The 23,699-nt window shown below is 70.3% G+C and carries 23 protein-coding genes; 18 read left to right on the top strand and 5 right to left on the bottom strand.

Annotated elements, in window-relative coordinates; genetic code table 11:
* The 4 genes from IPZ69_RS22510 to IPZ69_RS22525 all read left to right on the top strand — a co-directional run.
* On the top strand, positions 1-1,858 hold a 1,858-nt coding region (locus IPZ69_RS22510; RefSeq protein WP_235456075.1), incomplete at its 5' end, for a bacterial transcriptional activator domain-containing protein.
* A complete protein-coding gene (locus IPZ69_RS22515) occupies positions 1,855-2,586 on the top strand; it encodes a prepilin peptidase (protein ID WP_235456076.1) in 732 nt (243 codons plus the stop codon). The genes IPZ69_RS22510 and IPZ69_RS22515, both read left to right, overlap by 4 nt.
* Before the next feature lie 72 nt (positions 2,587-2,658).
* A complete protein-coding gene (mqnC, locus tag IPZ69_RS22520; protein WP_235456077.1) occupies positions 2,659-3,858 on the top strand; it encodes a cyclic dehypoxanthinyl futalosine synthase in 1,200 nt (399 codons plus the stop codon).
* A gap of 17 nt (positions 3,859-3,875) precedes the next feature.
* Positions 3,876-4,475, top strand: a complete 600-nt coding sequence (locus tag IPZ69_RS22525) for an imidazolonepropionase-like domain-containing protein (RefSeq protein ID WP_235456078.1) — start codon at positions 3,876-3,878, stop codon at positions 4,473-4,475.
* Positions 4,476-4,481: 6 nt separating this feature from the next.
* On the opposite strand, the gene IPZ69_RS22530 is transcribed toward IPZ69_RS22525, so the two are convergent.
* A complete protein-coding gene (locus tag IPZ69_RS22530) occupies positions 4,482-5,462 on the bottom strand; it encodes a chitinase (protein ID WP_235456079.1) in 981 nt (326 codons plus the stop codon).
* Positions 5,463-5,627: 165 nt separating this feature from the next.
* Here IPZ69_RS22530 and IPZ69_RS22535 point away from each other — a divergent pair, with 165 nt between their 5' ends.
* Positions 5,628-6,323, top strand: a complete 696-nt coding sequence (locus IPZ69_RS22535) for a demethylmenaquinone methyltransferase (protein WP_235456080.1) — start codon at positions 5,628-5,630, stop codon at positions 6,321-6,323.
* 9 nt (positions 6,324-6,332) lie between these two features.
* On the opposite strand, the gene IPZ69_RS22540 is transcribed toward IPZ69_RS22535, so the two are convergent.
* Together IPZ69_RS22540 and IPZ69_RS22545 are read right to left on the bottom strand one after the other, a co-directional pair.
* Entirely contained in the window at positions 6,333-6,641 is a 309-nt protein-coding gene (locus IPZ69_RS22540; protein ID WP_235456081.1) for a PASTA domain-containing protein, read from the bottom strand.
* Between the two features lie 127 nt (positions 6,642-6,768).
* Positions 6,769-7,287 (bottom strand): GNAT family N-acetyltransferase, encoded by a 519-nt coding sequence (locus tag IPZ69_RS22545; RefSeq protein ID WP_235456082.1) that lies wholly within the window; start codon positions 7,285-7,287, stop codon positions 6,769-6,771.
* A 48-nt stretch (positions 7,288-7,335) separates the two neighbouring features.
* Between IPZ69_RS22545 and IPZ69_RS22550 the strand changes: the two genes are divergently transcribed.
* Entirely contained in the window at positions 7,336-8,670 is a 1,335-nt protein-coding gene (locus IPZ69_RS22550) for a geranylgeranyl reductase family protein (protein WP_235456083.1), read from the top strand.
* A gap of 38 nt (positions 8,671-8,708) precedes the next feature.
* On the opposite strand, the gene def is transcribed toward IPZ69_RS22550, so the two are convergent.
* A complete protein-coding gene (gene def / locus IPZ69_RS22555; protein ID WP_235456084.1) occupies positions 8,709-9,335 on the bottom strand; it encodes a peptide deformylase in 627 nt (208 codons plus the stop codon).
* An 88-nt stretch (positions 9,336-9,423) separates the two neighbouring features.
* On the opposite strand from def, the gene IPZ69_RS22560 reads away from it, so the two are divergent.
* Positions 9,424-11,256: a hydroxysqualene dehydroxylase gene (locus IPZ69_RS22560; protein ID WP_235456085.1), complete on the top strand. Its 1,833-nt coding sequence runs from the start codon at positions 9,424-9,426 to the stop codon at positions 11,254-11,256.
* 100 nt (positions 11,257-11,356) lie between these two features.
* Here the strand turns inward: IPZ69_RS22560 and IPZ69_RS22565 are convergent, their stop codons facing one another.
* Complete coding sequence (locus IPZ69_RS22565; RefSeq protein ID WP_235456087.1) at positions 11,357-12,181, bottom strand: C40 family peptidase; 825 nt, start codon at positions 12,179-12,181, stop codon at positions 11,357-11,359.
* A gap of 733 nt (positions 12,182-12,914) precedes the next feature.
* On the opposite strand from IPZ69_RS22565, the gene IPZ69_RS22570 reads away from it, so the two are divergent.
* Genes IPZ69_RS22570 through nuoK form a run of 11 tightly spaced genes read left to right on the top strand, consistent with a single transcriptional unit; the run spans position 12,915 to position 23,690 of the window.
* On the top strand, positions 12,915-13,274 hold the full coding sequence (locus IPZ69_RS22570; RefSeq protein WP_007383963.1) for an NADH-quinone oxidoreductase subunit A: 360 nt from the start codon (positions 12,915-12,917) through the stop codon (positions 13,272-13,274).
* A gap of 13 nt (positions 13,275-13,287) precedes the next feature.
* Positions 13,288-13,842: a NuoB/complex I 20 kDa subunit family protein gene (locus IPZ69_RS22575; RefSeq protein ID WP_235456089.1), complete on the top strand. Its 555-nt coding sequence runs from the start codon at positions 13,288-13,290 to the stop codon at positions 13,840-13,842.
* Positions 13,839-14,603: an NADH-quinone oxidoreductase subunit C gene (locus IPZ69_RS22580; protein WP_235456091.1), complete on the top strand. Its 765-nt coding sequence runs from the start codon at positions 13,839-13,841 to the stop codon at positions 14,601-14,603. Before IPZ69_RS22575 ends, IPZ69_RS22580 begins: the two co-directional genes overlap by 4 nt.
* Positions 14,600-15,937, top strand: coding sequence for an NADH-quinone oxidoreductase subunit D (locus IPZ69_RS22585; protein WP_235456093.1), 1,338 nt, complete (start codon positions 14,600-14,602; stop codon positions 15,935-15,937). The genes IPZ69_RS22580 and IPZ69_RS22585 overlap by 4 nt, the downstream gene beginning before the upstream one ends.
* Positions 15,934-16,728 (top strand): NADH-quinone oxidoreductase subunit NuoE, encoded by a 795-nt coding sequence (nuoE, locus tag IPZ69_RS22590; RefSeq protein ID WP_235456094.1) that lies wholly within the window; start codon positions 15,934-15,936, stop codon positions 16,726-16,728. Before IPZ69_RS22585 ends, nuoE begins: the two co-directional genes overlap by 4 nt.
* Positions 16,725-18,074: an NADH-quinone oxidoreductase subunit NuoF gene (gene nuoF / locus IPZ69_RS22595; protein ID WP_235456096.1), complete on the top strand. Its 1,350-nt coding sequence runs from the start codon at positions 16,725-16,727 to the stop codon at positions 18,072-18,074. The genes nuoE and nuoF overlap by 4 nt, the downstream gene beginning before the upstream one ends.
* Positions 18,071-20,575, top strand: a complete 2,505-nt coding sequence (locus IPZ69_RS22600) for an NADH-quinone oxidoreductase subunit G (RefSeq protein WP_235456097.1) — start codon at positions 18,071-18,073, stop codon at positions 20,573-20,575. The genes nuoF and IPZ69_RS22600 overlap by 4 nt, the downstream gene beginning before the upstream one ends.
* Entirely contained in the window at positions 20,572-21,951 is a 1,380-nt protein-coding gene (gene nuoH / locus IPZ69_RS22605) for an NADH-quinone oxidoreductase subunit NuoH (protein ID WP_235456099.1), read from the top strand. Before IPZ69_RS22600 ends, nuoH begins: the two co-directional genes overlap by 4 nt.
* Positions 21,944-22,555, top strand: coding sequence for an NADH-quinone oxidoreductase subunit NuoI (gene nuoI, locus IPZ69_RS22610; RefSeq protein WP_235456100.1), 612 nt, complete (start codon positions 21,944-21,946; stop codon positions 22,553-22,555). Before nuoH ends, nuoI begins: the two co-directional genes overlap by 8 nt.
* Positions 22,552-23,394, top strand: coding sequence for an NADH-quinone oxidoreductase subunit J (locus IPZ69_RS22615; RefSeq protein WP_235456102.1), 843 nt, complete (start codon positions 22,552-22,554; stop codon positions 23,392-23,394). Before nuoI ends, IPZ69_RS22615 begins: the two co-directional genes overlap by 4 nt.
* Positions 23,391-23,690: an NADH-quinone oxidoreductase subunit NuoK gene (nuoK, locus tag IPZ69_RS22620; RefSeq protein WP_066995480.1), complete on the top strand. Its 300-nt coding sequence runs from the start codon at positions 23,391-23,393 to the stop codon at positions 23,688-23,690. The genes IPZ69_RS22615 and nuoK overlap by 4 nt, the downstream gene beginning before the upstream one ends.
* Positions 23,691-23,699 lie beyond the last annotated feature (9 nt).

A 23,699-nucleotide genomic window follows, 5' to 3' on the forward strand; every position in this document is an offset into this window, starting at 1 on the left:
CGCCCCGCTCCTCGCCGCCGGCCTGCTCGGTGCCCTCGGGCGCCGGCGTCGCCAGGCGCTGTGGCAGTCGGCGCTCGGTGCCGTCGGCGGACGGCGCGGCATGGAGCCGCCCACGCCGACCGGGGACGCCCAGGACGTGCAGGACGCGCTGCTGGTCGGCGCCGACCCCGAGGGCGTACGACTCCTCGACCGGTCGCTGCGCGGCCTCGCCGCCTCCCTCGCCGCCGAGTCCCGCGCCCTGCCCGTCGTCTACGCCGCCTGGCTGAGCAACGGCGACCTGCACCTCCAGCTCGCCCAGCCCGCCGGCAAGCCGCCCACGCCCTGGCAGCTGGGCCAGGACCAGACGTTCTGGCTGCTCGCCCGGTCCGACGCCGAGCGGTACGAGGACGTCGACACCGCGGCCCCGTACCCCGGTCTCGTCAGCCTCGGCACCATGGACGACTCGCGGCTGCTCCTCAACCTGGAGGCCGTGCCCGGCCTCGTCTCCCTGAGCGGACGCGAGGCCGACCGGGCCGCCGTGTTCGCCTCCGTCGCCGCCGAACTCGCCACCAACGGCTGGTCCGACCGCATGACGATCACCCTCGTCGGCTTCGGCGAGGACCTCACCGCGCTCGCGCCCAACCGGCTGCGCCACCTCGACGGCATCGAGGCCCTCCTCGAAACCATGGAGGCGGAGACGCGGCAGCGGCGCGGTGCGCTCGGTGCCGCCGGGCACGACTCGGTCCTGACCGGCCGAACCGGGCCCGCCCAGCACACCCGTTGGGCCCCGCACCTCGTCCTGCTCGCCGCCCAGCCGCCCGCCGAGGACGCGGTCAGGCTCGCCGAACTCGCCGCCGACGCGAGCCGGCTCGGCATCGGCTACCTCGTCGGCGCCGAGAGCGGCGATCTGCCCGGCGCCGCCTGGGAGATGGAGATCACGGCCGCGGGCAAGCTGCTCGCCCCGCTGCTCGGCCTGGAGCTCGACGCGCAGCTCCTGCCCGCCACCCAACAGCGCGCCGTCGTCGAGCTGTTCGTCGAGGCCGACCCCGAGCGGGACCCGGACGGGCCCACCAACGCCCCGCCGTTCCTCGTCGACATCAGCGAGCAGGGGCGGCCCGCGGTGTACGCGCGCCTGGTCGGCCCGTACGAGATCATCGGCCTCGACACCCCGGACGGCGAACGCAGCGCCCTGCTCCACGAGGCGCTCGCCCTGCTGCTCCTGCACCGCGAGGGTGTGCACCCGCGGGTGCTCGCCTCCGCGCTGTGGCCGCGCGGGGTCACCGAGGACGTACGGGACGCGCTCGTCGAGCGGCTGCGCGCCTGGCTCGGCGCCGACCCGGACGGCACGCCCCGCCTCACCACCGACGAGACGGGCCGGCTCACGCTCGCCAAGTCCGTCGTCTCCGACCTGGACGTGCTGCGCTCCCTCTACTACGAGGCCACGCAGGGCAAGGGCGTCGACAACCGTGCCGTGCGCGGGCGGACGCTCACCGACGCGCTGGTCCTGGTCCGCGGACCGCTGCTCGCCGGCCGGCCCGAGGGCCGCTACCGCTGGCTCACCCACGAGATCATCGACGCCCAACTCCCGATGCTGGTCGCCGACATCGGCCTCGCCCTGTCCGCGTTCCACCTGGAGAAGGACCGCGCCGAGCGGGCGATCGAGGCGCTGAACGCCGCCCTGAACTCCGCCCCGGCCGACGAGCGCCTGTTCAACGAGCTGCTGCGCGCCACCCACGCCACCGGCGACACCGACCGGCTCCGCTCGCTCGCCGCCGACCTCGTCGGCCGCAGCGGGGCGCGCGGCCTGCCGCCGCGCACGGAGGCGCTCCTCGACGAACTGCTCCCGACCTGGCGCGACAGCGTCGCCGCGGCCGGATGACCGACCTGCTGCCGGTCGTCGCCGCCGCGCTGTGGGGCGCGGTGGCCGGCGCCCTCCTGCTGCCTCGGGCCGCCTACCGTCTCTCGGTCCCTGCGCAGGAGCCGTGGCGGGACCAGTGCCCGGGCGGGCATCCGGTCCGCGGGTGGATCGGCCCGGCACGATGCGGGCAGTGCGACGAGGCCTCGTACGGCCCGAACGCCCTCCTCCTCGCTGCGGCCACCGCCCTGGTGTGCGCCGCCCTCGCCGCCGCCACCGGCACCCGCCCCGAACTCGCCGTCTGGCTGCTGCTGTCGCCCGTCGGGGTGCTGCTGGCGGCCGTGGACTTCCGGGTGCGGCGGCTGCCGGACCCGGTGACGCTGCCGCTCGCGGCCGCCGCCCTCGGCCTGCTCGGCCTGGCCGCCCTGCTGCCCGAGCACGCCGGCGACTGGTTCACCGCGCTGTACGGCGCCCTCGCCCTCGGCGCGGGCTACTTCGTGCTGTTCCTCATCAACCCCGCCGGCATGGGCTTCGGCGACGTGAAGCTGGCGCTGGGGACGGGCGCCGCCCTGGGCTGGTACGGCTGGCCGACGGTGATGCTCGGCACCTTCGCCGGGTTCCTGCTGGGCGCGCTGTACGGGGGCGCCCTCGTCGCCCTGGGCCGGGCCGGCCGCAAGACGGCGATCCCGTTCGGCCCGTTCCTGATCGCGGGCGCGTTCGTGGGGGTCCTGATCGGCGCGTACACAGCCTGAGGTCGGACGGTTGAACACCCTGGCGTAGGCTGGTTCGGTCCGTCCACAACCCTTGACGAAAGGGACGCCCCGGTGACCGAGAAGGCCGACCTCCAGTCTGTGCTCGACCGTGCCGCAGCGGGCGGACGCATCACGCCCGAGGAGGCGCTCGACCTCTACCGCGACGCCCCGCTGCACGCGCTGGGCGCCGCCGCCGACGCAGTGCGCCGCCGCAAGTACGCCGGCACCGAGCACATCGCGACGTACATCATCGAGCGCAACATCAACTACACGAACGTGTGCGTCACGGCGTGCAAGTTCTGCGCCTTCTACGCCGCCCCCAAGGACACCGCCAAGGGCTGGACCCGCGACCTCGACGACATCCTGCGCCGCTGCGCGGAGACCGTCGAGCTGGGCGGCACGCAGATCATGTTCCAGGGCGGCCACCACCCGGACTACGGCGTCGAGTACTACGAGAAGCACTTCGCCGCCATCAAGAAGGAGTTCCCGCAGCTCGTCATCCACAGCCTGGGGGCGAGCGAGGTCGAGCACATGGCCCGGATCTCGAAGGTGCCGGTCGAGGAGGCCATCACCCGGATCCACCGGGCCGGTCTGGACTCCTTCGCCGGCGCCGGTGCCGAGCTGCTGCCCGAGCGCCCGCGCAAGGCCATCGCCCCGCTGAAGGAGAGCGGTGAGCGCTGGCTGGAGATCATGGAGATCGCGCACAAGCTGGGTGTGGAGTCGACGTCCACGATGCTCATGGGCACCGGCGAGACCAACGCCGAGCGCATCGAGCACCTGCGGATGATCCGGGAGGTGCAGGACCGCACGGGCGGCTTCCGCGCCTTCATCCCGTACACCTACCAGCCCGAGAACAACCACCTGAAGGGCCGCACGCAGGCCACGCTCTTCGAGTACCTGCGGATGATCGCGATCGCCCGGCTCTTCCTGGACAACGTCCAGCACATCCAGGGCTCCTGGCTGACCACGGGCAAGGAGGTCGGCCAGCTGTCGCTGCACTACGGCGCCGACGACCTCGGCTCGATCATGCTGGAGGAGAACGTCGTCTCCTCGGCCGGCGCCAAGCACCGCTCCAACCGCCTGGAGATCATCGACCTGATCCGCAAGGCGGGCCGGGTCCCGGCGCAGCGCTCGACGACGTACGAACACCTCGTCGTCCACGACGACCCGGCGAACGACCCGGTCGACGAGCGGGTGATGTCGCACATCTCGTCCACGGCGATCGAGGGCGGCACGGCGCATCCCGAGCTGAAGCTGCTCGCGTCCAACTAGAGCCGATCAGGGGTTCCGTGCTGACACTTCACGTCGCCGCGCAGTCGCCCGAGGCGGCGGTCCTGGTCGACGGGGCGTCCGTCGCCGCCGTCGGCCCGTACCAGGAACTGGCCGACGCCCACCCGCAGGCGAGGGTGCGGCGGTGGCCCGGCATCCTCACGCCCGGACTGCTGAACCCGTACGGCCCGGAGCTCCTCGAGGCCACCTACCATCCCGACCCGCGCGAGGCCGATGCCCTCGGCACCGAGCCCATCGGCGGACCGCGGGCCCGGGAGATCTTCCGCGCCGACCCCGCACGCCTCGGCGCGAGCGCGCGGCGCGGGATCCAGCGGATGCTGGCGCACGGAACGGTCGCGGTGGCCGGGGAGTTGCGGTCCCGGGCGGTGGTCGACGCGGTGCGCAGGGCCGGACTCGCGGTCGGACAGCGGCCGGACCGGCTCCCGGGCCCGGCGGCGCTCTCCCCGACCCCGCTGATCCTGCTGCCGCGGCTGGTGCCGGGCGGTCCCGCCCGGTTCGCCGTCTTCGACGTCGCGGACCGCGCCGAACTGGTCCGGCGCGGCGCCGGGACCTGCGTGGCGACCGTGATCGGCGGGCGGCTGGTGTACCGGGGCCGCTGACCGGGTTCAGCCGGACAAGCTCCGCCCGAAGGCGCCCGAACTCTGTTTCACGCCGCTGCAGTTGGTCGCCGGGTCGTCCCGCCCGGACCGTCCGTGCGCGCACTGCCGGTCGCGGAAGGAGGACCACATCGACACCCAGGCGATCTCCTTCTCCTCGGCGAACGCCCGCACCTGGGCCGCGTCGGAGAGCGTGAACGTCTCGCCCGCCACGTCGTTGACGCCGATCATCGAAGTGAGCGCCATGCCCCGCCAGGCGTCCGCGTCGGACAGTGCGAAGACCTTCTTCAGCTGGGCGTGGGTGGCCCTGGCCGAGGTGAGGGCGTAGCCGCCCATGTCGCCGTCGTACGACTCGGCGTAGTTCATCGTCATGATGTTGACGGTGGAGACCTGCACGTCGTACGTGTTCGCGGACTCCAGCAGCGCGAGGCCGTCGGAGTCGAGGCCGGACGGCATCACGGGCAGGGTGAAGCTGACCTCCAGGTCCGGGCGGTCCCGTTGGAGCTCCGCTATCGCCTTCGACCGCAGGGCGACCGAGTCGGAGTCGGTCAGCGTGGCGCCCTCGATGTCGAAGTCGGCCAGGGCGGAGCCCGCAGCGTCCAGCGCCTTGCCGTAGGCCGCCGCCAGCTCGGACGCGGAGTCGCAGGCCTGCGCCAGCTCCTTGCCGGACGCCCCGCCGAAGGACACCCGCACCGTCGCGCCGTCCCGTTTCAGCCGCGCGATACGGGACTGGACCGCCGGGTCGCCGATGGCCTCCGACCCGTCCCACTTCGGCGTGCAGCCGCTGCCGTCCGAGATCACGAAGGCCAGGTTGTACGTCGCCGGGGAGCCGGCGGAGTCGGTGGCGGACGCGTCCGTGGCACTGACGTAGGGGGCGTACGACGTGCCGCCGGAGGCGTGCGACGTGCCGCCGGAGTCCGCGGAGCATCCCGTGACCGCCAGTGCGAACGTGCAAATGAGCCCGGCCGCCGGCCTCAGGAAACCCCTCATCGCGTACGTACCCGCTCTCGTCGTCTCTGGCCCAGGACGGAACCGCCTCGCATCTCCCGGAGGGAAATGTTGCCAGGGGCCGCCGGGGGGCTGCCCGGGGCCCGCGCCGTGACGATGCCGAGGGGGCTGCCCGGGCGTCGTACCCCCTGCTGCCACAATGGGCGGGTGACCCGCGCATCCCTGGACAAGCAGCCGCACGAAGTCGCCTCGATGTTCGACAACGTGGCGGAACGGTACGACCTGACGAACGACGTCCTGTCGCTCGGCCAGGACCGGCGGTGGCGCAAGGAGGTCGCGAGGGCGGTCGACGCGCGCCCCGCGCAGAAGATCCTGGACCTCGCCGCCGGCACGGGCACCTCGTCGCTGCCCTTCGCGCAGACGGGCGCGTACGTCGTCCCCTGCGACTTCTCCCTCGGCATGCTCCAGGTCGGCAAGAAGCGCAACGCCTGGCTGCCGTTCACGGCCGGCGACGCGACCCGGCTGCCGTTCAAGGACGGCACCTTCGACGCGGTGTCGATCTCCTTCGGGCTGCGCAATGTGCAGGACACGGACGCCGCGCTGCGCGAGTTGTACCGGGTGACCCGCCCCGGCGGGCGCGTGGTGATCTGCGAGTTCTCGCACCCGACGTGGGCGCCCTTCAGGACCGTCTACACCGAGTATCTGATGCGGGCCCTGCCGCCGGTCGCGCGCACCGTCTCCTCCAACCCGGACGCGTACGTCTACCTCGCCGAGTCCATCCGCGCCTGGCCCGACCAGCCCGCGCTGGCCGAGCGGCTGCGCGGGGCGGGCTGGTCGAAGGTCGCCTGGCGGAACCTCACCGGCGGGGTGGTCGCCCTGCACCGCGGCTTCAAGGAGAGCTGAGCCCCCGGCTCACCGGTTGATCATCTCGAAGGCGTCACCGGGCTCGTCGAGCTCGCGTCGCAGCCCGCCCCGGGGCGGCCGCGGAATGCGTGGCTCGCGGATGCCTCCGCCGCCCTCTCCCTCACCGAAGTCGAACCACACGTAGACCATGGAGTCCCGCGGCACCTCGGCACCGGGCTGCGGGTACTGGCGGACGACGTAGTCGACGACGGTGTGGTGGAAGTCCGGCCGGTCCGGCGCGTTCAACGACAGCCCCCACGCCTGGGCGGTCTCGCGCGCGTCCACGGCCATCAGGCCGACAAGGCGTGGTACGCGCACTTCGGGCGTTTTGGGTGTTATAAGCACAGATGTCACCCCCAGCGGTACTGGAAGGGTAACGCCGCCGCGCCAACAGCCGGAAGCGGCAGGTGCCTTTCTGTGACAGATCGTCACTTTGAGTTACGAGTCACAGATCAAGGCGGTAGCAGTGCCCCTGCCGCGCTCTCTGCCGTTCCGTCTCCGGCGTCACGTACGTCTGCGCGAGACGCATCCCCAGCCGCCGGGTGACCGCGATGGAGCGCTCGTTACGGGCGTCCACCATCGCCACCACGCTCGGCACGCCCGCCGCCCGCAGCCGCTCCAGGGTCTCCCGCGCGGCCGCCGTCACATACCCCTTGCCCCAGTGCGCCCGCCCGAGCCGCCAGCCGACCTCGATCTCGCCCGTCGGGCCCCACTTGCGCTCCCACGGCTGGGCGCCCGTGAAACCGATGACCTCGCCGCTCTCGTCGAGCACGGACCACAGGCAGAAACCGCGCTCCGCGTCGTGCCGGCGCTGGCGGGCGGTGAGCTCCTCGTAGACGGACAACTCCGCGGCCCTGCCGCCCTGGAACTCCATGACCTGCGGGTCGGCGAAGGCCCGGTGCCAGGTGAACGCGTCCTCGTGGGTGGGGACACGCAGCCGTACTGCGGGGAGAGCTCGTTTCACGGGGGCAGCCCTTCAGCCGGGTGATCAATTCTGCTGAATAGACTGCCCATGTCCAGTGCCCGTCAGCACGCAGATTTCGAACTCAGGGGAGATCCCGCCGTGACCGAGCCCCTCTCCGACCACACCGCCGATGTGATCGTCGTGGGCGCGGGGCCAGCCGGCTCCGCGACCGCTTACCACCTCGCCCGGGCCGGCCTCGACGTACTCCTGCTGGAGAAGACCGAGTTCCCGCGGGAGAAGGTCTGCGGCGACGGCCTCACCCCGCGCGCCGTCAAGCAGCTCGTGGCCATGGGCATCGACATCTCCGAAGAGGCCGGCTGGCTGCGCAACAAGGGCCTGAGGATCATCGGCGGTGGCTCCCGGCTCCAGCTGGACTGGCCTGATCTTGCCTCGTTCCCCGACTACGGACTCGTCCGCAAGCGCGACGACTTCGACGAGCAGCTGGCCCGCAACGCCCAGAAGGCGGGCGCGCGGTTGTACGAGCGCTGCAACGTCTCCGGCCCGATCGTCGACGACCGCACCGGCCGCATCACCGGCGTCACGGCCAAGCTCGGCGAGGAGAAGCGGGAAGTCACCTTCCACGCGCCCCTCGTGGTCGCCGCCGACGGCAACTCCACCCGGCTGTCCCTGGCGATGGGCCTGCACCGCCGCGAGGACCGCCCGATGGGCGTCGCGGTCCGTACGTACTTCACCTCCCCGCGCCACGAGGACGACTACCTGGAGTCCTGGCTGGAGCTGTGGGACCGGCGCGGCGCCCAGGACCGCCTGCTGCCGGGCTACGGCTGGATCTTCGGCATGGGCGACGGCACGTCCAACGTCGGCCTGGGCGTCCTGAACACCTCCGGCTCCTTCAAGGAGCTGGACTGGCGCGAGGTTTTGAAGGCCTGGTGCGCCTCCATGCCGGAGGACTGGGGCTACACCCCGGAGAACATGACCGGCCCCATCCGCGGCGCCGCGCTCCCGATGGCCTTCAACCGCCAGCCGCACTACACCAAGGGCCTGCTGCTCGTCGGCGACGCGGGCGGCCTGGTGAACCCCTTCAACGGCGAGGGCATCGCCTACGCCATGGAGTCCGGCCAGATCGCCGCCGACGTCATCGTCCAGGCGCACGCGCGGGCGACGGCGGGCCAGCGCGAACTGGCCCTGCAGCGCTACCCGCGCGTCCTCAAGGACACCTACGGCGGCTACTACACGCTGGGCCGCGCCTTCGTGAAGCTCATCGGCAACCCGAAGGTCATGCAGATCGCCGCCCAGCGCGGCCTCACCCACCCGCTCCTGATGAAGTTCACCCTCAAGCTCCTGGCCAACCTCACCGACCCGACGGGCGGCGACGCGATGGACCGGATCATCAACGGCCTGAGCAAGGTGGCACCGAAGGCCTGACCCGCCACGTGCCCTGGGCCTGTCGTTCGACGACAGGCCTAGCCGCTCAGCGCCTCGGTGTTGGCGGCCCGGCGGGCGAACACCTCGTCGCGCCGGTCCGTCACCTGCCGCAGCGCCTGCGCGCGCTCCCGCCGGGACAGCCGGTCCAGGTACACCTGCCCGTTCACGTGGTCGGTCTCGTGGGCGAGGCAGCGGGCGAAGTACCCCGTGCCCTCGATCACGAGCGGCCGGCCGTCCCTGTCCTGCCCGCGCACGACGGCCCGGTCGGGGCGCGGTACGTCCATGACCGCGCCCGGCACCGACAGGCACCCCTCGCCCTCGTCGAGCAGCCGGCGCCCGGCCGGGTCGAGCGGGTCCAGGACGGGATTCACGATGTGCCCGACATGCCGGACACCGTCGTCGTCGGGGCAGTCGTACACGAACAGGCGTAGATCGACCCCGACTTGGTTCGCCGCCAGTCCCGCGCCGTCGGCGACGTACATGGTCAGGAACATGTCGTCGATGAGCGCGGCGAGATCGGGCCCGAACTCGGTGACGTCCCGGCACGGCTTGTGCAGGACCTCCTCGCCGACCTCGGTGATGCGCCGCACCGACCCGCGCCGGGCCTCCGGGGCGAGCGGGGGATAGGACGCGACGGGCCGGCCCTGGACGAACACGCTTGGCATCACTGTCTCCTTGTGATTGTGAGGATGCTGTGGGTGACGGGTAAACCGGGTTCCGGCATCCGGAGCCCCTCCCTACCCTCCGGGTCTCATGACAGCAGAACTCGCGCAGCAGTCCCAGGAGCACGTCGGACACTCCCGCAGACGCATCCTCGCGACCGCCGGCGGAGCGGTTGCCGCGGGAGCGGTCGGCGCCACCACCTCGGCCGCCGCCGCGCACGCGGCCGGAGCCTCTTTAGGGGGCAAGCGGGTCGCGGTGCTCGGCGGCGGCGTCTCCGGCCTCAGCGCCGCCCACGAACTCGCCGAACGCGGCTACGCCGTCACCGTCTACGAGTACTACGACGTCCTCGGCGGCAAGGCCCGCTCGATGGACGTCCCCGGAACGGGCACCGACGGCCGGAGGCCGCTCCCCGGCGAGCACGGCTTCCGCTTCTTCCCCGGCTTCTACCGGAACCTGCCCGACACCCTGCGCCGCATCCCGTTCCCCGGGAACGCGGGCGGCGTCCACGACAACCTCCGCAGCGGCACCGAGGTCCTGTTCGCCCGCGCCGCCGGCCGCCCGGACCTGCACTTCCCGCTGCGCAGGGCGACGACCCCGCCCGCTCCCGGCGACATCACGCCGTCCTGGCTCCGTGACCAGATCCTGTCCGTGCTCGACCTCGGCACCCGGCTGCCCGCCCACGAGGTCGCCTATTTCGCCAATCGCCTCCTGGTCCACCTCACCAGCTGCGACGCCCGCCGCGAGGACCAGTGGGAGAAGACGGCGTGGTGGGACTTCATCCGCGCCGGGCAGATGAGCACGGAGTACCAGGTGCTCCTCGGCATCGGCCAGACCCGCAACCTGGTCGCCACCCGCGCCGAGATCGCCTCCACCCGCACGGTGGGCCGCGTCATCATCGAGGCCCTGCTGCTGTGGGGCCTGCTCGGCCGGGGCATGGACGGCGACGCCGAGGTCGACCGCGTCCTCAACGCCCCGACGAGCGAGGCCTGGATCGACCCCTGGGAGACGCATCTGCGCTCCCTCGGGGTCCGGTTCGCGCTCGGGACACAGGTGCGGGAGGTGGTGTACGAGGGCGGGCGGGTGACCGGCGTACGCGTCTCGGCCCGCGACGGCGGCCAGGAGCGCGTGATCACCGCCGACCACTACGTCAGCGCGATGCCCGTCGAGCACGCCCGCGCGACCTGGGGCCGGGCCCTGCGCGCGGCCGACCCGCAGCTCGGCCGGTGCGACGCCCTGAAGACGGACTGGATGACCGGCGTGATGTTCTACCTGCGCACGCCCACACCCGTCGTGCACGGGCACATCAACTGCCTCGACTCACCCTGGGCGGTGACCGGCATCGGCCAGTCCCAGTTCTGGGACGTCAGGGACTTCTCGCGCGATTACGGAGACGGCCGGGCCCACGAATGCCTGTCCACGATCATCTCCGAGTGGGACAAACCCGGCATCCTGTACGGCAAGACGGCCCGCGAGTGCACAAAGGACGAGATCGTCGCCGAACTCTGGGCCCAGCTGAAGGACGGGCTGAACGACTCCGGCAAGACGACCCTCACCGACGAGGACCGGCTGGGCTGGTTCATGGACCCGGCCGTGACGGGCCTGGGCGGCCCCGACCCGCAGAACCGCGAACAACTCCTCATCCACCCCACGGGCACCCTCTACAACCGCCCCTCGGCCCGTACGAAGGTGCCGAACTTCTTCCTCGCGGGCGACTACGTCCGCACGGACGTGGACCTGGCGACGATGGAGGGCGCCAGCGAGTCCGCGCGCCGCGCCGTCAACGCGCTCCTGGATGCGGACAATTCGGGCGCCGAGCGATGCCGCGTCCTGGACCTTTTCCGACCGCCGGAGCTGGAGCCCCTGAAGCGGGTCGACGAACTGCGCCACCGGCTCGGACTGCCCAACACCTTCGACCTGGGATGAGCCCGAAGCGCCCGGAATGGTCCTGAACGTCCCGGGATGTGCCCGAAGGGCCGCTGCCCCCGAGCGGCTGCGGCCCTTCACGCGTCGAGACTCGGTGCTCTCAGAGCACCCGTACCGCGCCGGTCGGCGGGTCGTAGGAGAGGGGCTTCTCCACGACGCCGGTGGACGGGTTCTGCGCACCGACGAACATACCGTCGCCCACGTACACCGCCACGTGGTACGCGCTGCCCGCGCTGCCCCAGTAGAGGATGTCGCCCGGCTGCAGGTTGCTCAGCGAGACCTGGGTGCCGGCGGTCGACTGGTCCTGCGAGACGCGCGGCAGGCTGATGCCGACCTGCTTGAAGGCGGCCTGCACCAGGCCGGAGCAGTCCCAGGTGTTCGGGCCGGTGCCGCCGGAGATGTAGGTGTCGCCGATCTGGGCCTTCACGAAGGAGACGATCGCCGCGGCCGAACCGGTGGCCGTCGACGAGCCCGTGGAGGTGCTGGAGCCCGCGTGGGCGGTCGTGCTGGTGGTGCTGAGGGTCGTCCGCGCGGTGCTGCGCGAGGCGCGCTCGGCAGCGGCCTTGCGGGCGGCCTCGGCGGCGGCCTTCTTCCGGGCCTCCGCCTTCTTCTTCGCGTCGGCCAAGTCCGACTTGGCCTGCTTCGCGGCCTTTGTGGCGGCCGCGTCACGCTCGGCCTGCAGTTGGTAGTTCGCGGCCGCCTGCTGCGTGGCGTCCGCGGACTGGGCGACCTGAGCGGACAGGTCGGCCGTCAGGGTGGGCAGTTCGAGCGTCTGCGTCACCGGCTCGGCGGCGTTCGCCGACGCCGACGCGCCGGCAGCGGCGAGGCTGAGGACGCCACCGGCTACTCCGGCCCGCATCGCGATGGTCGACGCGCTGCGGTTGCGGGGCTTCCGGTGGCTGCGTATGTGAGCGGTGTGGGGCATGAGAACAACCGGTATCAGGGGCTCCTTCATATCTTCAAGAAACGTGTGCTGCGCCACAGTTGTTCAATCGAGACCGTGAATCCCGGGCGCGTCGTTCTTTATTGACGCCGTAACGGACATAGCGGACGTGGGTGATCAAGCCCATGATCACGGGTTTTCATCATTACGCCCGAATTGCCCTCCGCTTACCACCGGTTGCGGTCGGTGGCCAAGCCCGGTTCTCAGACGGTTCTCATGGATGTGGCGGAGGTCACGGAACGGTCACCGGAGGGGCGGCGTCTCGCGCGTGACCGACTTCGTGAACGCGTGCACGCGTCCACACCCCGCCCGGGATCTCCTCCTGATGTGTGAACGGGCTCCTCTAGCAGGACGTGGCACCCGATGCCAATTTGCATGCAAGGGAAGCCTCTTGGTATGGAGGCACGCCCTCTGGCCTGCGGCGTTGAGCGAAAATGTCACTTCTGGTGATCAGGTGAACGCTTCGCGTACGAAGATCACTGCTCATCCGACTTCATGATCCTTCGTCAGGTGGTGGAGATCACAAAGCTTGTGTAATACCCCGTGTCGCAGATCACAGAGCGGCGGGCATAAGATGCGAGGCAGTTGGGCTTGTGACCTGCTTCACATGTTCTCGATCTTCGCCCGTGACGCGCGGGGCTCGTGGGACCGATGGGGCGGAGTGGGCCCGACATGACCGCCACCAGTCAGTGCCGACTGAGAGGAGCGAGGAGCGGTGAACGCCTATGCGCCCATCCTCGTACTGGGAGCCCTCGGGGCAGGCTTTGCGATCTTCTCCGTGGTCATGGCCACGCTGATCGGTCCGAAGCGGTACAACCGCGCCAAGCTCGAAGCCTACGAGTGCGGCATCGAGCCGACCCCCACGCCGGCCGGCGGCGGGCGCTTCCCGATCAAGTACTACCTGACGGCGATGCTCTTCATCGTCTTCGACATCGAGATCGTCTTCCTCTACCCCTGGGCCGTCACCTTCGACGCCCTGGGTGTTTTCGGGCTCGTGGAGATGCTGCTCTTCGTGCTCACCGTCTTCGTCGCGTACGCGTACGTATGGCGGCGCGGCGGCCTGGAATGGGACTGAGGGGCCTAAGGACATGGGACTCGAAGAAAAGCTGCCGAGCGGATTCCTGCTGACCACCGTCGAGCAGGCCGCGGGCTGGGTGCGCAAGGCGTCCGTCTTCCCTGCGACGTTCGGCCTCGCCTGCTGCGCCATCGAGATGATGACGACCGGCGCCGGCCGTTACGACCTGGCGCGCTTCGGCATGGAGGTCTTCCGCGGCTCACCGCGGCAGGCGGACCTGATGATCGTCGCGGGTCGGGTGAGCCAGAAGATGGCGCCGGTGCTGAGGCAGGTCTACGACCAGATGCCCAACCCGAAGTGGGTGATCTCCATGGGCGTCTGCGCCTCCTCGGGCGGCATGTTCAACAACTACGCGATCGTCCAGGGCGTCGACCACATCGTCCCGGTCGACATCTATCTCCCCGGCTGCCCGCCCCGGCCCGAGATGCTGATGGACGCCATCCTCAAGCTCCACCAGAAGATCCAGACCTCCAAGCTCGGCGTGAACGCCCAGGAGGCGGCCCGCGAGGCGGAGGAGGCGGCGCTCAAGGCCCTGCCCACCATCGAGATGAAGGGGCTGCTGCGGTGAGCGACGCGAACGGCACCAACGGCGCGAACGGGTCCTCGAACGGGGTGAACCCCGAGAAGGACCTCTCCGCCTCCAACCTCCCCGGCCAGCGCGGCCAGGGCGGCGAGGAGATCCGCGTCCAGCGCGGCATGTTCGGCGCCGACAACGGCGGCGACACCTCCGGCTACGGCGGCCTGGTCCGCTCGGTCCGACTCCCGGGACCGGCGAACCGCCCCTACGGCGGCTGGTTCGACGAGGTCGCCGACGAGCTGGAGGGCGCCCTGGAGGAGCAGGGACTCCTCCCCGAGAACGTCGTCGAGAAGACGGTCGTCGACCGCGGCGAGCTCACCTTCCACATCGAGCGCGAGCACCTGCTGCGCGTCGCCCAGACCCTGCGCGACGACCCCGCCCTGCGCTTCGAGCTCTGCACCGGCGTCAGCGGCGTCCACTATCTCCACGACAAGGGACGCGAGCTGCACGCCATCTACCACCTGCGCTCGATCACCCACAACCGGCTGATCCGCCTCGAAGTCAGCGCCCCCGACAGCGACCCGCACATCCCGTCGCTGGTCTCCGTCTATCCGACGAACGACTGGCACGAGCGCGAGACCTACGACTTCTTCGGGATCGTCTTCGACGGTCACCCGGCCCTGACGCGGATCATGATGCCGGACGACTGGCAGGGCCATCCGCAGCGCAAGGACTACCCCCTCGGCGGCATCCCCATCGAATACAAGGGTGCCCAGATCCCGGCTCCGGACCAGCGGAGGTCGTACTCGTGAGCAGCACGCAGTCAGCAGCCGCGGCCGCCTCGGCCCGCGAGACCACCGAGGGCACCGTATATACGGTCACCGGCGGCGACTGGGACGAGGTCGTCGAGTCCGCGACCCGTGCCGACGACGAGCGCATCGTCGTCAACATGGGTCCTCAGCACCCGTCCACCCACGGAGTGCTCCGGCTGATCCTGGAGATCGACGGCGAGACGGTCACCGAGGCCCGCTGCGGCATCGGCTACCTCCACACCGGTATCGAGAAGAACCTCGAATACCGCACGTGGACGCAGGGCACCACGTTCGTGACGCGCATGGACTACCTGACGTCCTTCTTCAACGAGACCGCCTACTGTCTCGCCGTCGAGAAGCTCCTCGGCATCGAGGACGACATCACCGAGCGCGCCAAGATCATCCGGGTGCTCCTGATGGAGCTGAACCGGATGTCCTCCCACCTGGTGTGCATCGCCACCGGAGGCATGGAGCTCGGCGCCACCACGATCATGATCTACGGATTCCGTGATCGTGAAATGATTCTCGACATCTACGAGCTCATCACGGGCCTCAGGATGAACCACGCGTACATCCGGCCCGGCGGACTCGCCCAGGACCTGCCGCCCGGCGCGGTGGACCAGATCCGCGAGTTCGTGAAGAAGATGAAGAAGAACCTCCCGGAGTACGACAAGCTCGCCACCGGGAACCCCATCTTCAAGGCCCGCATGCAGGACATCGGCTATCTCGACCTGGCCGGCTGCATGGCCCTCGGTGCCACCGGCCCGATCCTGCGCTCCACCGGCCTGCCGCACGACCTGCGCAAGGCGCAGCCGTACTGCGACTACGAGACGTACGACTTCGACGTCCCGACCGCCGACAGCTGCGACTCCTACGGCCGCTTCCTGATCCGCCTGGAGGAGATGCGCCAGTCGCTCAGGATCGTCGAGCAGTGCCTGGACCGGCTCCAGCCCGGCCCGGTCATGGTCGCCGACAAGAAGATCGCCTGGCCCGCCCAGCTCGCCCTGGGACCGGACGGACTGGGCAACTCCCTCGACCACATCAAGAAGATCATGGGCACCTCCATGGAGGCCCTGATCCACCACTTCAAGCTGGTCACCGAAGGCTTCCGCGTCCCGCCGGGACAGGTGTACGCGGCCGTCGAGTCGCCCAAGGGCGAACTCGGCGTGCACGCCGTCTCCGACGGCGGCACCCGCCCCTTCCGGGTCCACTTCCGTGACCCGTCCTTCACCAACCTGCAAGCCATGGCGGCGATGTGCGAGGGCGGCCAGGTCGCCGACGTCATCGTCGCCGTCGCGTCCATCGACCCCGTGATGGGAGGCGTCGACCGGTGACCACCAGTTCTTCGGAGCAGGGCGTCAGCCTGGGCATGCCCGAGCTGCCCGCGCCCGGCTACCCGGACGACGTCCGAGCCCGGCTGGAGACGGACGCGCGCGAGATCATCGCGCGCTACCCGGACTCCCGCTCGGCCCTGCTGCCGCTGCTGCACCTCGTGCAGTCGGAGGAGGGCCACGTCACGCGCACCGGGATGCGGTTCTGCGCGGACATGCTGGACCTGACCACGGCCGAGGTGACCGCGGTCGCCACCTTCTACACCATGTACCGGCGCAAGCCCTCCGGTGACTACCAGGTGGGCGTCTGCACCAACACGCTGTGCGCGGTGATGGGCGGCGACGCGATCTTCGAGCAGCTCCAGGAGCACCTGGGCGTCGGCAACGGCGAGACCACCGACGACGGCAAGGTCACCCTGGAGCACATCGAGTGCAACGCGGCCTGCGACTACGCGCCGGTCGTGATGGTCAACTGGGAGTTCTTCGACAACCAGAATCCGGCGAGCGCCAAGCGTCTGGTCGACGACCTGCGCGCCGGACGCCCCGTCGAGCCCACGCGCGGGGCACGGCTGTGCACCTTCAAGGAGACCTCCCGGATCCTGGCGGGCTTCCCCGACGAGCGGCCCGGGGCCGTCGAGGAGAGCGGCAGCGCGGGACCCGCTTCGCTGGTGGGTCTTCGCCTGGCGAGGGGAGAGACCGCACCCGCGCGCGTGGTGCATCCGCGTGCCCAGGAGTCCCAGGGATCCCAGGACGCGCCGTCCGCGGGCCAGGTCGCAGAAGAGGAGGGGGAGTGATGACCGTGGCAGCCGAACTCAAGGACACGAGCCCGGAGAAGCTGCTCGCACCCGTGCTGTCGGCCTTCTGGGACGAGGACAGGTCCTGGACGCTGGACGTCTACCGGAGGCACGAGGGGTACGAGGGGCTGCGCAAGGCGCTCGCCATGTCGCCGGACGACCTGATCGCGTACGTCAAGGACTCCGGTCTGCGCGGGCGCGGCGGCGCGGGATTCCCGACCGGAATGAAATGGCAGTTCATTCCTCAGGGTGATGGGAAACCGCACTATCTAGTTGTCAACGCCGACGAGTCGGAGCCGGGAACCTGCAAGGACATCCCGCTCCTCTTCGCGAACCCGCACAGCCTCATCGAGGGCATTGTGATCGCGTGCTATGCCATCAGGTCGTCGCATGCCTTCATCTATCTGCGTGGTGAAGTCGTCCCCGTTCTGCGGCGGTTGCACGAGGCCGTGCGCGAGGCCCACGCGGCGGGCTACCTCGGCGAGAACATCCTGGGCAGTGGACTCGACCTCCAGCTCACCGTGCACGCCGGCGCCGGCGCGTACATCTGCGGTGAGGAGACCGCACTGCTCGACTCGCTCGAAGGCCGCCGTGGTCAACCGCGGCTCCGTCCCCCCTTCCCTGCTGTCGAAGGGCTCTATGCCTGCCCGACTGTTGTGAACAACGTCGAGTCGATCGCGTCGGTTCCCGCCATCCTGCAAAACGGCAAGGAATGGTTCAGGGCGATGGGAAGCGAGAAGTCTCCCGGCTTCACGCTCTACTCGCTCAGCGGCCACGTCGCGAGCCCCGGCCAGTACGAGGCGCCGCTCGGCATCACGCTCCGCCAGCTCCTCGACATGAGCGGCGGCATGCGCCCCGGGCATCGCCTCAAGTTCTGGACGCCGGGCGGTTCCTCCACGCCGATGTTCACCGACGAGCACCTCGACGTCCCTCTTGATTACGAAGGAGTGGGTGCCGCGGGTTCCATGCTGGGCACGAAAGCCCTGCAGTGCTTCGACGAGACCACCTGCGTCGTGCGCGCCGTGACCCGCTGGACCGAGTTCTACGCCCACGAGTCCTGCGGCAAGTGCACGCCCTGCCGCGAAGGCACCTACTGGCTCGTCCAGTTGCTGCGTGACATCGAGGCCGGCAAGGGCGCCATGGCCGACCTCGACAAGCTCAACGACATCGCCGACAACATCAACGGCAAGTCCTTCTGCGCCCTCGGCGACGGCGCCGCCTCGCCGATCTTCTCCTCGCTCAAGTACTTCCGCGAGGAATACGAGCAGCACATCACGGGCCGGGGCTGCCCCTTCGACCCGGCAAAGTCGACGGCCTGGGCCGACCGCCCGGAGGTGAACGCATGACCGTGACCACCAGCGCTCCCTCCGGAGGGGGAGAGGCGGCGGTCCCGCCGGAGGACCTCATCACGCTGACGATCGACGGCGTGGAGATCAGCGTGCCCAAGGGCACCCTGGTCATCCGGGCCGCCGAACAGCTCGGCATCGAGATCCCCCGCTTCTGCGACCACCCCCTCCTCGATCCGGTCGGCGCCTGCCGCCAGTGCATCGTCGAGGTCGAGGGCCAGCGCAAGCCCATGGCGTCCTGCACGATCACCTGTACGGACGGGATGGTGGTGAGGACTCAGCTCACCTCCCCGGTCGCCGAGAAGGCCCAGCACGGTGTGATGGAGCTGCTCCTCATCAACCACCCGCTGGACTGCCCGGTCTGCGACAAGGGCGGCGAGTGCCCGCTGCAGAACCAGGCGATGTCGCACGGCAACGCCGAATCCCGCTTCGAGGGCCGCAAGCGCACGTACGAGAAGCCCGTCCCGATCTCCACGCAGGTGCTGCTCGACCGTGAGCGCTGCGTGCTGTGCGCCCGCTGCACCCGCTTCTCCAACCAGGTCGCGGGCGACCCGATGATCGAGCTGCTGGAGAGGGGCGCGCTCCAGCAGGTCGGCATCGGCGAGGGCGACCCCTTCGAGTCGTACTTCTCCGGGAACACCATCCAGATCTGCCCGGTCGGCGCGCTGACCTCGGCGGCGTACCGTTTCCGTTCCCGTCCCTTCGACCTGGTGTCCTCGCCCTCGGTCTGCGAGCACTGCTCCGGCGGCTGCGCGACGCGCACGGACCACCGGCGCGGCAAGGTCATGCGCCGGCTCGCCGCCAACGACCCCGAGGTCAACGAGGAGTGGATCTGCGACAAGGGGCGCTTCGGGTTCCGGTACGCGCAGCTGAAGGACCGGCTGGAGACGCCCCTGGTGCGCAACGCCGAGGGTGAGCTCGAACCGGCTTCCTGGCCGGAGGCGCTGCAGATCGCCGCGCAGGGACTGCTCGCCTCGCGCGGCAGGACCGGTGTCCTCACCGGCGGGCGTCTGACGATCGAGGACGCCTACGCCTACAGCAAGTTCGCGCGCGTGGCCCTCGACACGAACGACATCGACTTCCGCGCGCGCGTGCACAGCGGCGAGGAGGCCGACTTCCTGGCCGCCCGGGTCGCCGGACACGGCCGCGACCTCGACGGTACGGGCGTCACGTACGCCTCCCTGGAGAAGGCGCCCGCCGTCCTGCTGGTCGGGTTCGAGTCCGAGGAGGAGGCGCCCGGCGTCTTCCTGCGGCTCCGCAAGGCCTGGCGCAAGCACAAGCAGCGGGTGTTCTCGCTGGCCACACACGCCACCCGGGGCCTGGAGAAGGCGGGCGGCACGCTGCTGCCGGCCGCTCCCGGCACCGAGCCCGAGTGGTTGGACGCCCTCGCGAGCGGCGTCGGCCTGGAGGAGGGCGGAGGGCAGGCGGCCGAGGCGCTGCGCGCCGAGGGCGCGGTGATCGTCGTCGGCGAGCGTCTGGCCGCGGTCGCCGGTGGCCTCACCGCCGCCGTACGGGCCGCCACCGCGACCGGCGCCCGGCTGGTGTGGATCCCGCGCCGGGCCGGGGAGCGCGGTGCGATCGAGGCGGGGGCGCTGCCCTCGCTGCTGCCGGGCGGCCGCCCGGCCACCGATCCCCGCGCGCGCGAGGGGGTCGCCGCGGTCTGGGGCGTGGCCGAACTCCCGGTCCGCTACGGCCGCGACACCGACCAGATCGTCGAGGCCGCCAGGAGCGGTGAGCTCCAGGCGCTGCTGATCGCCGGTGTGGAGGTCGCCGACCTGCCCGACCCGGCACGCGCGCGTGAGGCACTGCGCGAGGTCGGCTTCCTGGTGTCGCTGGAACAGCGGCCGGGCGAGATCACCGAGCTCGCCGACGTCGTCCTGCCGGTCGCCGCCGTCGCCGAGAAGGCGGGCACCTTCCTCAACTGGGAAGGCCGGGTCCGCTTCTTCGAGGCCGCGCTCAAGCCCGACCAGATGACCCGCCGTGTGTCGCCGACCGACGCGCGCGTGCTGCAGATGGTGGCCGACGCGATGGACATCCACCTGGGTCTGCCGGATCTGCGCACCACGCGCGCGGAGCTCGACCGGCTGGGCGCCTGGGACGGTCCGCGGGCCACCGATCCGCTGGAGACCTCCGGTGTGCCGCCCCGGCCGGCCGTCGGGGAGGCCGTGCTCGCCGGACACCGGCTGCTGCTCGACCAGGGCGCCCTCCAGGAGGGCGACGAGGCGCTCGCCGGAACCCGGCACGCGGCACACGCACGCGTGTCGGCCGCGACCGCCGCCGAGGCGGAGGTGGCGGACGGCGACCTCATCGCCGTGACCGGCCCTGCCGGAACGGTCGAACTCCCGCTGCGCATCACCGAGATGCCCGACCGCGTGGTGTGGCTCCCGCTGAACTCCGTAGGCGGCGGCGTCGCCTCCGACACCGGGTCGCGGCCCGGCTCCCTCGTCCGCATCGGCCCGGCGGCACATGCCGGTGAGGCCCCCAAGGAGGTGGAGGCATGAGCCCGTACCTCGCCGCTGAAGACCTCTCGATGTTCGGCACCGACCCCTGGTGGCTGGTCGTCATCAAGGCGGTGTTCTGCTTCGCCTTCCTGATGGTGACGGTGCTGTTCTCGATCGTCTGGGAGCGCAAGGTCGTCGCCTGGATGCAGCTGCGCATCGGCCCGAACCGGCACGGCCCCTGGGGCATGCTCCAGTCGCTCGCCGACGGCATCAAGCTGATGCTCAAGGAAGACATCATCGTCAAGCGCGCGGACAAGGTGGTGTACGTCCTCGCACCGATCGTCGCGGCCATCCCGGCCTTCATGGCGATCGCGGTGATCCCCTTCGGGCCCGCCGACGACGAGATCTCGATCTTCGGCCACCGCACCGCGATGCAGCTCACCGACCTGCCGATCGCGATGCTCTACATCCTCGCGGTCGCCTCGGTCGGCATCTACGGCATCGTGCTCGCGGGTTGGAGTTCCGGATCCACCTACCCGCTGCTCGGCGGCCTGCGCTCCTGCGCGCAGATGATCTCGTACGAGATCGCCATGGGCGCTTCCTTCGCCTCCGTGTTCCTCTACTCGGGGTCGATGTCGACGTCGACGATCGTCGCGCAGCAGGAACACCGCTGGTACATCCTGCTCCTGCCGGTCTCCTTCATCCTCTACATCGTCACGATGGTCGGCGAGACCAACCGCGCCCCCTTCGACATGCCGGAGTCCGAGGGCGACCTGGTCGGCGGCTTCAACACCGAGTACTCCTCGATCAAGTTCGCGATGTTCATGCTCGCCGAGTACGTGAACATGGTGACGGTGTCGGCCGTGTCGACCACGCTCTTCCTGGGCGGCTGGCGGGCACCGTGGCCGATCAGCGGCTTCTGGGCGGGCGCCAACCACGGCTGGTGGCCGCTGCTCTGGTTCGTGATCAAGGTCCAGCTGCTGCTGTTCTTCTTCATCTGGCTGCGCGGCACGCTCCCGCGCGTCCGCTACGACCAGCTGATGAAGCTCGGCTGGAAGGTCCTCATCCCGGTCTCCGTGGCCTGGCTGATGCTCGTCGCGACCGTGCGGACCCTCAGGAACGAGAACTACGACTTCGCCGACATCGCCCTCTACGTCGGCGGCGGTGTCCTGGCCCTGCTGCTCCTGTCCTTCGTCGTCGACATGTTCCGCGACAAGGCGAAGCCGGCCGAGCCGGTCGCCGCCGAGCAGGCCGCCGCCGAGCCGGCCGGCTTCGATCCGATGGCCGGCGGCTTCCCCGTACCGCCGCTGCCCGGACAGGAGTTGCCGCCGGTGCCGAGGCGCCGCTCGCGCCACGAGCGGGAGCTGATTGTCAGTGGTGGGTCGGACACTGTCAGTGACGGATCTTCGGATGGAAAGGAGGCGTCCGATGGCTGAGGAGCCTCAGGAGGCCGGGCAGACGAAGCCCGGTTTCCAGAACCCCGTGGCCGGCTTCGGCGTGACCTTCAAGGCCATGTTCAAGAAGCGGCTGACCGAGCAGTACCCGGAGCAGAAGAAGACCACGGCTCCCCGGTTCCACGGACGGCACCAGCTCAACCGCCATCCGGACGGCCTGGAGAAGTGCGTCGGCTGTGAGTTGTGCGCCTGGGCCTGCCCCGCCGACGCCATCTATGTGGAGGGCGCCGACAACACGGACGAGGAGCGCTACTCGCCCGGCGAGCGGTACGGCCGCGTCTACCAGATCAACTACGCCCGCTGCATCCTGTGCGGCCTGTGCATCGAGGCGTGCCCCACGCGCGCGCTCACGATGACCAATGAGTTCGAGCTGGCCGACTCCAGCCGCGCCAACCTCATCTACACCAAGGAGCAGCTGCTCGCCGGTCTGGAAGAGGGCATGGTCGACACACCCCACGCGATCTTCCCGGGGATGGACGAGCAGGACTACTACCGGGGACTCGTCACCGAGGCCGCGCCCGGCACGGTCCGCCAGGTCGCCCTCTCCAAGGGAGAGAAGCCCGAGGAACAGGGGGCCGACGCATGAGCCCGCAGCTCGCCGCCTACACGACCTCCACCGGAGAGGCCTTCCAGTTCTGGGTCCTCGGTACGGTCGCGGTGATCGGCGCCCTGTGCACCGTCTTCATGAGGAAGGCCGTGCACAGCGCGCTCTGCCTCGCCGGGACCATGATCATCCTGGCGGTGTTCTACCTCGCCAACGGTGCCTACTTCCTGGGCATCGTGCAGATCGTCGTCTACACCGGCGCGATCATGATGCTGTTCCTGTTCGTGGTGATGCTCGTCGGCGTCACGGCCGCGGACTCGCTGAAGGAGACCATCGCCGGCCAGCGCTGGCTGGCCCTGCTGTGCGGGGTCGGCTTCGGCGTCCTGCTGTTCGCCGGCATCGCGAACGCCTCCCTGAAGGAGTTCGCCGGCACCGGCAAGGCGAACGCGAACGGCAATGTGGAGGGCCTCGCGGCCCTCATCTTCACCAAGTACGTCTTCGCCTTCGAAATCACCGGCGCTCTGCTCATCACGGCGGCCGTCGGCGCCATGGTGCTCACCCACCGCGAGCGTACCGAGCGGGCCAGGACCCAGCGCGAGCTGGCCGAACAGCGGGTCCGCGAGGGCAAGAACGTGCCGCCGCTGCCCGCGCCCGGTGTGTACGCCCGGCACAACGCCGTGGACATCGCGGGCCTGCTGCCCGACGGCACCCCGTCCGAGCTCACGGTCAGCAAGACGCTGCGCGAGCGCGGCCAGGTCCGTGACGTGTCGACGGAGGCGCTCAACGACCTGCGGGCCCTGGAACAGCGCGCCGAGGAGCGGCTGGAGCGGACCGAGATCGAGCCGGCCAACCTCAAGCGGGCCGAGGAGGCGTCGAAGTGAACCCCGTCAACTACCTCTACCTGTCGGCCCTGTTGTTCACGATCGGCGCCACCGGCGTGCTGATCAGACGCAACGCGATCGTCGTGTTCATGTGCATCGAGCTGATGCTCAACGCCTGCAACCTCGCGTTCGTCGTCTTCTCCCGGATGCACGGCAATCTCGACGGCCAGATCATCGCCTTCTTCACGATGGTCGTCGCCGCCGCGGAGGTCGTGGTCGGGCTCGCGATCATCGTGTCGCTGTTCCGTACCCGCCACTCGGCCTCGGTCGACGACGCCAGCCTGATGAAGCTGTGAGGGGTCGCT

The sequence above is a fragment of the Streptomyces olivochromogenes genome (assembly GCF_021538895.1).
Lineage (GTDB): Bacteria > Actinomycetota > Actinomycetes > Streptomycetales > Streptomycetaceae > Streptomyces > Streptomyces olivochromogenes_A.

Bases quoted from the DNA above. Each gene is read 5' to 3' on its own strand.
- IPZ69_RS22550 (WP_235456083.1), top strand. From the start codon at position 7,336: ATGTCCAGTGCCCGTCAGCACGCAGATTTCGAACTCAGGGGAGATCCC.
- IPZ69_RS22615 (WP_235456102.1), top strand. From the start codon at position 22,552: ATGAGCCCGCAGCTCGCCGCCTACACGACCTCCACCGGAGAGGCCTTC.
- IPZ69_RS22575 (WP_235456089.1), top strand. From the start codon at position 13,288: ATGGGACTCGAAGAAAAGCTGCCGAGCGGATTCCTGCTGACCACCGTC.
- nuoI (WP_235456100.1), top strand. From the start codon at position 21,944: ATGGCTGAGGAGCCTCAGGAGGCCGGGCAGACGAAGCCCGGTTTCCAG.
- IPZ69_RS22600 (WP_235456097.1), top strand. From the start codon at position 18,071: ATGACCGTGACCACCAGCGCTCCCTCCGGAGGGGGAGAGGCGGCGGTC.
- IPZ69_RS22560 (WP_235456085.1), top strand. From the start codon at position 9,424: ATGACAGCAGAACTCGCGCAGCAGTCCCAGGAGCACGTCGGACACTCC.
- def (WP_235456084.1), bottom strand. From the start codon at position 9,335: ATGCCAAGCGTGTTCGTCCAGGGCCGGCCCGTCGCGTCCTATCCCCCG.
- IPZ69_RS22565 (WP_235456087.1), bottom strand. From the start codon at position 12,181: ATGCCCCACACCGCTCACATACGCAGCCACCGGAAGCCCCGCAACCGC.
- nuoH (WP_235456099.1), top strand. From the start codon at position 20,572: ATGAGCCCGTACCTCGCCGCTGAAGACCTCTCGATGTTCGGCACCGAC.
- IPZ69_RS22515 (WP_235456076.1), top strand. From the start codon at position 1,855: ATGACCGACCTGCTGCCGGTCGTCGCCGCCGCGCTGTGGGGCGCGGTG.
- IPZ69_RS22530 (WP_235456079.1), bottom strand. From the start codon at position 5,462: ATGAGGGGTTTCCTGAGGCCGGCGGCCGGGCTCATTTGCACGTTCGCA.